The sequence below is a fragment of the Streptomyces sparsogenes subsp. cuspidosporus genome, from assembly GCF_039532705.1.
GTDB classification, from domain to species: Bacteria; Actinomycetota; Actinomycetes; order Streptomycetales; family Streptomycetaceae; genus Streptomyces; species Streptomyces sparsogenes.
The window spans coordinates 49207-58285 of the sequence record NZ_BAAASD010000029.1; the positions used below are offsets into that span (position 1 = coordinate 49207).

At 71.9% G+C, this 9079-nt stretch carries 10 protein-coding genes; all 10 read right to left on the reverse strand.

Annotated features, from left to right (window positions below):
• Nucleotides 1-42 precede the first annotated feature (42 nt).
• Nucleotides 43-492 (reverse strand): conjugal transfer protein TraB, encoded by a 450-nt coding sequence (locus ABFY07_RS28210; protein WP_346177190.1) that lies wholly within the window; start codon nt 490-492, stop codon nt 43-45.
• An 11-nt stretch (nt 493-503) separates the two neighbouring features.
• A complete protein-coding gene (locus ABFY07_RS28215) occupies nt 504-3158 on the reverse strand; it encodes a hypothetical protein (protein ID WP_346177191.1) in 2655 nt (884 codons plus the stop codon).
• 123 nt (nt 3159-3281) lie between these two features.
• A complete protein-coding gene (locus tag ABFY07_RS28220) occupies nt 3282-3485 on the reverse strand; it encodes a hypothetical protein (protein ID WP_346177192.1) in 204 nt (67 codons plus the stop codon).
• Nucleotides 3482-4030, reverse strand: coding sequence for a hypothetical protein (locus ABFY07_RS28225; protein WP_346177193.1), 549 nt, complete (start codon nt 4028-4030; stop codon nt 3482-3484). Before ABFY07_RS28225 ends, ABFY07_RS28220 begins: the two co-directional genes overlap by 4 nt.
• 136 nt (nt 4031-4166) lie before the next feature.
• Nucleotides 4167-4331: a hypothetical protein gene (locus ABFY07_RS28230; protein WP_346177194.1), complete on the reverse strand. Its 165-nt coding sequence runs from the start codon at nt 4329-4331 to the stop codon at nt 4167-4169.
• A gap of 163 nt (nt 4332-4494) precedes the next feature.
• Nucleotides 4495-6261, reverse strand: coding sequence for a DUF2637 domain-containing protein (locus ABFY07_RS28235; RefSeq protein WP_346177195.1), 1767 nt, complete (start codon nt 6259-6261; stop codon nt 4495-4497).
• 240 nt (nt 6262-6501) lie between these two features.
• The gene (locus ABFY07_RS28240; RefSeq protein WP_346177196.1) at nt 6502-6861 is read right to left on the reverse strand and encodes a hypothetical protein; all 360 of its coding nucleotides are present in this window, start codon (nt 6859-6861) and stop codon (nt 6502-6504) included.
• A 111-nt stretch (nt 6862-6972) separates the two neighbouring features.
• Nucleotides 6973-7284, reverse strand: coding sequence for a WhiB family transcriptional regulator (locus ABFY07_RS28245; RefSeq protein ID WP_346177197.1), 312 nt, complete (start codon nt 7282-7284; stop codon nt 6973-6975).
• 699 nt (nt 7285-7983) lie between these two features.
• A complete protein-coding gene (locus ABFY07_RS28250; protein ID WP_346177198.1) occupies nt 7984-8277 on the reverse strand; it encodes a hypothetical protein in 294 nt (97 codons plus the stop codon).
• 174 nt (nt 8278-8451) lie between these two features.
• Nucleotides 8452-9057 (reverse strand): hypothetical protein, encoded by a 606-nt coding sequence (locus ABFY07_RS28255; protein WP_346177199.1) that lies wholly within the window; start codon nt 9055-9057, stop codon nt 8452-8454.
• Nucleotides 9058-9079 lie beyond the last annotated feature (22 nt).

The following is a 9079-nucleotide window of genomic DNA, read 5'->3' on the forward strand; positions in this document are numbered from 1 at the left end:
GCGTGCGGGCCCGGCCCCTGGTGGGGGGGGGGGGGGGGGGCGCTAGCTGCGGCGGCCGGTGCGCCGGTAGAAGCCGGGCTTGGCCTGCCTCACGCCGGAGCCGTTGGAGGCTTCGTAGCCGGGGCGGTACTCCCGGTCGTGCGCGTTGTTGAAGCCGCGGGCGTCGGTGTCGACGGCGTCGGCGGCGTTCACCATCTCCCCGGACGCCTCCGCGACCGCGGTGAGGGCGGCGGAGGTGTCCTCGATCATCGAGGTGAACCGGGGCTCGACTTCGGCCTGGTCGCACATCTCCGACAGGCGCATGGCCGCGTTGGCGTTGGCCTGCATGTGGGAGCGGAGCAGGTGCATGCCCTCCTTGAGGAAGAGGGCGGAGGCCGCGAGCTTGGCGGTCCGGCCGGCCAGGGCGAGGAAGCCGTTGCCGCTGCTGGCGCTGCCGGTGCTGCTGGCGACGCCGTTGTTCATGCCCGGGATGGCGGGGAGGTTGTCGCTCACGTGATCTCCTCTCAGTTCTCGTTGTGGATGCGGGCGGCGGGCACGGCCAGGCCCGCGTCCTCGGTGGCCTGCTGGAGGGGCCGGTAGGCGTCGAACATCGCGTTCTCCGCGCTCTCGGAGAGTTCCGCCGCCGTCAGGGACTTGGTGGACATCTCGTCGGCCTTGCGGGCCAGCAGCTCCATGGACTCCGCGAGCTTCGCCATCGCGGCACCGGTCATGCGGCCGATGACGTTGTGCGTGGAGCGCAGGTCGGCGGCGAGTTCATCCAGCTCGTGCCGGACCTGCCGCGCCTTCTCGGAGAGCTTGCGGCAGGTCTCGTGCGCCTTGAACGACTGCTCGGTGAGCTCCTCCAGGACGTCGAGCGTGTCGTCGAGGGTGACCTCGGTCTGGTGCTGGGCGTCCATGTCCGCGACGCTGCCGCTGCCCCACTTCGTCAGCCAGGCGTCACTCACGCTGTTCTCCTTCGTGCTCGTGCTCGAGGTGCCGGCGGGAAGGCCTGTGCCGGACGTCGCCGGGCCGGGCCCGGGGGAGTCGGCCCGCTCGACCGTGATCGGACCAGCCGGAGCGGACACCGCCGTCGCCATGCCCATCGCTTCGAACGGCGACAGGCGCGGCGTGCCGGTGCCGGGCACCGTGCCGCCGCCCGGCGGGGCCGGGGCGGTGACGGCCCCGGCGGCAGCGGCGGCCGGGGCCGGTGCAGCTGCCCGAGGACCGGGCGGGCCCGAGGGCGGGGGCGGTGTGCTCGTGCCGCCGGTCGTCGGTGCCGGGCGGGGCCCGGGGACCGTGGTGGTGCGCATCCGGGCGCGCTTGCGGGCCCGTTCCTTGGCTGTGGACCAGGGCGTGCGGCGGGCCGGGGTCTTCGCGGCCGGACCGGTCGGCGTCTTCGCGGCGGGACTGTCGGGCTTGGTGCTGCCGGACTTGGTGGTCTTGGTCTTCGGGCCGGTCTTCTTCTTCGGCTTCTTGACCTTGACCTTCGTGACGAGTGGCGGGCCCATCTTCTTGCGGCGGCGCTTGAGCCGCTTCTCAGCGGTCTCGTACACGGCCTCGCCGAAGGTGGTCCGGCCGCGCGCGGCGGACTTCCTCGCCGCGTCCATCTTCTTGCCGTACTCGCGGTCGAAGCGCCGGCACTTGCGGCAGCGGCAGCCATACGTGTCCGACGCCGCCATGGTGCCGTGCGCGATGCCGGGCGTGAGCTTGAGCTTCTTGCCCTTGCGGGACTTCCCGCCCGGCGCCTTGGGTTCCGAGGCCGGGCCGGTGCCGCCCTTGCCGGAGCGGGTCTTGCCCTTCTTCCCGCCGCGCTTGCTGCCGGGCGCCGTGGTGCCCGCGCCGGTGCTGCCCTTCCCCTTCGGCTTGGTCTTCGGGCCGGTGCCGGAGGTGGTGGTGCCGGGCTTCTTGCGCAGGATCCCGGACGGGCCGGTCGTACCGCGCGGCGACTTCTTCGTGCCGCTCTTGGGGCCGGTCCCCGTTCCCTTCCCGGTGCCGGGCCCCTTCGAGCTGGTCGTGCCGGGCGGGGTCTTCCCGCCCGAACCGGTGCCCGTGCCGGGGCTCTTGGTGCCGGGGCCCGTAGTCTTGCCGGTCCCCGTTCCGGAGCCCGGTCCGCGCTTCTTGCCCGGACCACCGGACGAACCGCTGGCCCCGGACCCGATGCTGCCGGGCCCGCGCTTGCGGTTCGTACTCGTGCCGCCCCCGGCCGGCCCGAGCCCGCCGCCGCTGCCGGGGCCGCGGTTCTTCTTACCGCCCCCGCCGCCGTTGCTCGGGCCCTTGCTGCCCCCGGAGCCTCCCGAACCGCCCGATCCGCCGGACGATCCGGGGCCGCGGTTCTTCTTGAGGCTGTGGCCGCCGCCCTGCGAGTTCCGCTTGAGCGGGGTGATCCCGGAGATGTTCTTGTTGGGCGAGGTGGTGCGACCTCCGCCGCCCGAGCCGGAGCCCGGACCGCGTCCGCGCCCACCGCCGGAACCGGCGCCGGAACCGCTGGGCGACCTGGTCGTCGACCCGCCGCGCCCCCGGCCTCCCGAGCCGCTGTGCGGCCCGCTGCCGCCCCGCCCGGACCTGCCTGGACCTGAGCCGCTGGAGCGGCCTCCCAGGCCGCCAGAACCGCGCTGGAGCATCTTGCGGCCGTACTCGTGGCTGGGCTGCACCTGCTTGTTCGAACCGCCCCCGGGAGAGCCGTACTTGGCGGTGCTCGCGGTCTTCGCGACCGCCTCGCGCTGCTTCCGGCTCGCCCGGCCCGCCGTGACGGCGGAGTGGATGCCGCGCATGGCCGCCAGGGACACCGCGAGGATCGCCGCCAGGGACAGCGATCCCAGGCGCGGCACGGCGGGCTGCGCGGCCTCCGAACGGAAGGTCGCCGGGACCATCGCGCCCGCCGTCGCGGGGGCCGCGGCGGGGGCTGCGGCGGGGGCTGCGGCGGGGGCTGCGGCGGGCTCCGAGTCAGCGGTGAACGGAGTCCCGAGACCGGGCTCGGGCAGGGCCGCGATGACGCCCATCGGGTCGGTTCGCGTCGCGGGTGCAAACGCTTCGGGCGTGGCCGGGGAGGCGTCTGCGGGTGCGGCGAACGGCACGTCAGCGGGGGCCGGGGCGGGGGTCTCCGCAGGGGGTTCAGCAGGGGCGGTGTAGCCCACGCGGGGGAAGTGGATCAGGTTGTTCGGGCCGTCGTCGTCGGCCATGACGTCTCCCTCTCGGAGTTGACAGAAGGTCACCGCCCGGGGCACCCTCGCGCGTGCGCAACGCGCATGCGCATTGGAGCCCTCCGGGCGGCGATGACGAGGCAGTGAAGAAGAAGAACTTCGTCACCCTGCGTGGTGCCGGTAGAAGGCGTGCAGATGCTTCACCAGCTCCGCCCACACTTCCGGCCGGCCATCCTTCTCAGCCTGAGCAGCGACCGTCCGGCAAGCGTTCTGCCAGACGGTCGCGCGCTCCTGATCAGTCTTGGCTTCAGAGATCCGCGCGTTCCAGAACTTCGCGCGGTTTTGCGTCTGCCGAGGCGTAGTCACCCCTGCTCTCCCTTCGCGAAGTAGTCGTTGATCGTGCGGGTCGGGGCCTGCTCACCGGCCGCCATCGGCCACTGGCTCCAAGGGTTGTCCGGGGTCACGAACTCCGCCGGCCTCGCCTGCGGGACCGCACCCGGCGCCTGCTCCTGGGGGGCGCCCAGCGCGGTCACCGTCTTGTCCAGGGACTTGGCGACGGCCGCGCCGACGGCGGCCTGGCGACCGTTCTTGCGCTCCAACTTCCGGGCCTCCGCCGCGGCCCTGCGCTGCGGGAGTTCCAGGACCTCGTTGACGTAGGTCGCGTACAGGGCCTCCGCCTTGCTCGCGGCCTCGCCGGACGCCTTCTGCATGGCCTTGAGCTGCCGCGACACCTTCCAGGCGCGGAGCTTCTTGGACATCCAGCGGTCGCCCTCGATCGGCGTCTGCTCCAGGCGACGGCGCACGATGTCCGCGATCTGCCCGTACTGCTGGGCGTCACGAACGTGCTGGTCGCGGACGGTGGCGGTGAAGGCCCGCAGGCCCTCATCCGTGAACAGGGCGTTGATATCCATCAGTGGGGTTCTCCTTCTCGAGGCGGGGGTGATCTGGGAGGCTTTGTCGTGGCGTTTCGGCGCCTTCACCGCGTCCCCGAGTTGTCAGCAGCAGCTCGGGGACCGGGGGAACCGTCGAAGCAGGGGTTCGTGCAGGTCAGCGGTGGGTGCGACGGCGCGGGAGGCGCGGGTGGCACCACCAGCAGTCCGGGCCGTGGTCGTGCTCGGTGCGGGCGTGCACGATGACGATCGGCGTCAGCAGGCAGGCCGTCAGGGCAACGACCACCACGAGTGTTCCGATCAGGTAAGCGACTGTGCTCAAAGTGGACTCCTCAATCGGAAATGGGCAGGTCAGGCCCGTGCTGTACGGGCAGACCAGTTCGTGGAAGGGTGGGTTTCGGCGTTTCGGCGCCTTCACCGCGCTCCCGAGGCGCTGTCTTCGTCTCGGGGGCCGGTGGAACCGTCGAACGGCTCGTTTGTGCAGGTCACTGCCCCGGGCGGTAGCCGCCGACGAGCAGCTCGGCTGCCTCCTGGCGGTACTCGGAAGCAGTGCCAGGGGACGAGATGCTCAGGCCGCCCTGGACGTCGGCGAGGGACACCAGCTCCGACAGTTCGCGCTGGACGTCGGCGAGGTCCTTGCCGTCGGGAACGAGGCCGGCCGCCAGCGCCATGCGGGCGACCTTGCGGACCGCGCGCTCGCGCGGCTTGAGCCGTGCGGCGTCCTCAGCTTCGACCGCGGCCCGCTCGATTTCGGCAACAGCACGCCGCGTTTCGGCAGCGGCCTTCTCGGCTTCGATGGCTTCCTTCTGAGCGCGCGCGATGTCGGCGAGAGCGATCGCCTTGCGGCGCTCCTCCTCCGCCTTCTTGCGGTCGGTTTCGGCAGTGGCGCGTCGCGTTTCGGCGGCGGCCTGCTCCGTTTCGGCGGCGGCTTTGTCCGCTTCGGCAGCGGCCTTGCGGGCTTCGGCGATCGTCTGAGTCTCGATCGCCTGTGCCTCCGCCGCAGCAACCCGGTCGGCCTCCGCCGCTTCCTTCCGCTTCTCGGCTGCCTGACGCTCCAGCTCGGCTGCACGCAGGTCCGCCTCCGCCTTCGCCTCGCGCTCCGTGGCCTCCTTGTGCTCCGCCTCCGCCTCACGGGCTCGGGCTTCGGCGATCACGGCGTTGTCCAGGGCCTCCTGCTCCAGTGCGGCGGCCCGCTCTGCGGCGCTGACCTGGGCTCGGGCGTGGGCGCGGGCCTGGCCGGTCTGGCCGTCGACCTCCGCCTGGACCAGTTCCACCTTGCCCTTGGCGCGCAGCCGCGCGGCCTCGGACTCCGCCTTGGCGACCTCGCTGCGGGTCTCCGCGTCCAGGCGGCGGCGCTCGGCCTCTTCCTCGCGCTCCTGAGCTGCCTGTTCCTGCTCATCGGGCATGGCCAGGGCCTGGGCGACGGTGTAGCCGTAGGGGGCCATCTTCATCGGTAGCAGCTCGTCCTCGCTGGCCTGGGAGATGTCGCCCTCGTACTTGCGCTTGAGCCACTGCTCGTAGGCGATGAGCTCCTGGTCGCGGCGGATCATCTCCGGGTAGGAGGTGACGCCCCACAGCCGCATCCGGCGGAAGATCCGGGCCGTCGCGATCGGGGCGAGGATCCACCGCAGCCACGGGATCGAGTCGCGTTCTTCCTGCTCAGGCCGGACAACGCGGTCAATCGCGGTGCGCCCGAGTTCGACGACCGTGATGAACAGGACCGGCACGACGCCGTGGGCGCCGGCGGCCACGTAGTCCAGCAGCTTCCAGGCGCCCTCCGGGGCGCCGGACGCGGCGTTGAGGACGACGGTCGCGGCGGTCAGCAGCCACACCGGGTAACGGATCCAGCTGATGGGGCGCTTGAGCCAGGCCATCAGCAGATCGACCGCGATCATCACCATGATGCCGACGTCGACGCCGACCGCGAAAAGCTGGCCCTTACCCAGCGAGCCGAAGCGCAGCTCCTCGTGGGCGAACTGGGCGACGTGCTCGAAGGACAGGTACAGGCCGATGCCCGCAAGGGCGAGCGCGGCGACGACGATCGCGCTGGCCGTCAACTTCTGGGTGCCGGTCAGTCGTCCCTCGGACTGCTTCGTTCCGGTTCCGCTTTCCGTCTCCGAAACGGACTCAGCCGTCTCCGAAACGGTGCCGGGCGTCTGCGAAACCGGCGTGGACGTTCCCGAAACGGCGGCCGGTGAAGCCGTCTCGGGGGTGGGTTCAGCCGCGGTGCGCGGCCAGTCGGTCATCGTCATGGGGGCCTCCGGAGGGGGTCGTTCAGGGCGTGCGCGAAACGGCGGGGGCTGCTCCCGAAACGCGGCGGAGCGTTCCCGAAGCGGCCTGTGGTGCGGATGGTTGCTTGCGAAGCGGACACCGGCTCTACCCGCTCCGCGCACACGCGAAGTCCGGCGGCCCTGGGGGTGGGCGGCCGGATTCGCGAAGCGTCGCGGGGCGGGCGCGAAACTGGGTGCGGCTCCCGCCGGGCGGGCGGGAAGTCAGCTCTCGGGGAACTGCGCGCCGTGCCGGCGGAGGTCGGCGGTGGTGATGCCGAAGTGGCGGCACCGGTCGATCAGCGGCTGGATCCTGGTGCCTTCGGCCCGCGCCTCTGGCGAGCCGACGCCGTAGAGCTTCTGCGTGGCGAACAACTCGTTGAGCGCGGCCGCGGTGCGGGCGGCGTGGCGCTCGAAGCGGCCCTCGCCGACCCATTCCTCCGCGATGACGTGGAGGGTGGTGCGCCAGCTGCCGTCGTAGTCCTCCGGCTCGATCGGCGGGATGTCGCTGCCGAAGATCGCGAAGGCGCATGCCTGGGCGGCGGCTTCCGTGCCAGGCTGGAGCGGGGTCATCGTCGTGGCCATAGGGGCCTCCCTCGACTGTCGGTCCGGGCTGTCCGGCTCCCCTTCACCGCCCGTCCCGGCCGCCGTGGTGCAGCGGTCGGTGCGGGCGGATCAGGCAGCCGCCAGACCGGATCAGACAGCCTTGGTGCGGTTGCGGGCGGCGCGGCGCTTGATGCGACGGCGGTCGTCCTCGCTCATGCCGCCCCACACGCCGTGGGCCTCGCCCATCTCCAGCGCCCAGGAGGCACACCGCTCCATCACGGGGCACCTGCGGCACACCGACTTGGCCTCCTCAATCTGCAGGAGTGCCGAGCCGGTGTTGCCAATAGGGAAGAACAGCTCGGGGTCCTCCCGCGAGCAGGCTCCGTCCTCGCGCCAGTTGGTGTTGACCGGCAGGCCGGCGGAGGGGGCGTAGCTGGTGCGTACGATGGACTCGCGATTCATCAGGGCCTCCCAGAAGGTCCAGGTACAGAGCGAAGAGACAGCCCCGGGGCGGCCACCCCGGGGCTGTTGCGTGTGCGGCGGCCGGACGGCCGGAGCGTGCGGGAGCTCCCGGCGCTCTCCGCCGGCCCCGCGCGGGAAGGCGCGGGGACGACGGGCAGGGCCGGGGTCAGCGCTGCTTGGACTGGCGTTGGCGTGCGGTGTAGGCGTCCTGGAGCCGGGCGAAGCCCTCGTGCAGCCGCTGCCCGGCCGTGCCGCGGGTCAGTTGGTGCGCTGGCATCCGCACACGGGCTGGTCGCCGGGAACCTCGGCCTGGCAGAACCAGCAGGTCCAGGTCGCCACGATCACGCGCGGGATCCTCATCAGCGACCACCGCCCTGACGACCGGCGATCGTGTCCAGCGCGCGGCCGAGCCGGTCACCGACGGGCGGGGGAATCTCCATAGGCGGCGGAGTGGGCTTACCGGTCACCGACCACCTCCAACGCCGAGACCCCCGCCGAAGGGGCGGTTACAGCTTTGGTCTGCCGACACAAGCCGGGAACGTGTCATCCTGTCGATCACAGGAACCGTCTCTTCCTGTATGGACAGCCCCGGAGGTTCAGAGCTCCGGGGCTGTCGCCGTATGGCTGGCCGGACGGCCAGCCACGGCCCGTCTCCCACCACCGCACCGACGGGAGTGGGAGAGGGACCGTGGCGGATCGTCAGGCCGCCGGAACGTACGCGGACGCGGTCTTGGCGGGGCGGATCAGATAGTCGCTCGTCGTCCAGACGCTGCCGACCGCGAACGGCTGGCCGTCGGGGCGGAGAGTGTCGCGGACGATGACCGCCCACCGTGCTGCCGTCCGGCGCAGCAGCTGCGCGGCGTCGGCCGGAGTCGTGACGAGCGCCAGGACCTCGAACCGTCCGTCGCTGTTGGAGTAGATGGCGCCCGGGAGACGGGGGCCGATCTCGTTCTGCACGTCGGGGCGGGCCTGGCGGAATGTGATGCTGTGCATGTGGGTCGTCCTCCTGGCGTGGATGGCCTACGACAAGAACCCCTCAGGGGCGCATCCCTGGGGGTTCATCGCGTGCGAGCGTGCTGTTCAGGCTGTTCGCTTCGTACGAGCAGCCACGGCCCCGCCCACCCCGAGCGCGGGGGATGGCCGGGGCCGTGGTCGTTCGTGCGGGGTTCAGTGCGCGCGGTGCTGAGGGTGGAGCGTCTTGAGCGGGACCGGCGGCGCGCCCAGCGGCGCTTCACCGGCGGGCAACTGCGCGCGCCGGGTGTCGGTGTCGCGGACCGCCGACTCGGTCGACGCCCACTTCATCTCGCGCAGCAACCACAGGGGCCGGCCGTTGCCGGACTCGTCATCCGTCGTCGCCTGCTTCTGCGCGGCGATCTGGCTGACGGCCGGGGCGACCGCAACCTTCGGCTTGCGCCGCACAGTGGTCCGGCGGCGGCCGGCGGTCTCGGAGCTGCCGTCCTCCAGGCGCTCCTGCCACGTCTCGAACGCGACGTCGACGGTGACCAGGCGGTTGCTGCCCTGGCAGCGGACGGCCGCGTCCTTCCCCGCCCGCCCGGTGTCGTGCGGGACTAACTTCTGCTTCTTGGCCTGAATGCCAGTGATCGGCACCCACGTCGTGCAGTCCGGGCAGATCAGCGACGCGCAGACAGGGCGCAGGTCGTACTGGTGAGGCTTGAGAGTGGAGATGACGAGCGCCGGGCGGCCGCTGATGTTCCGCGAACGGGTCCGGCTCCTCCGGGGACGGGCGGTGCGCTCAAGGGTCGAAGCAGGCATCTGAACTCCTCATGGACGGAGT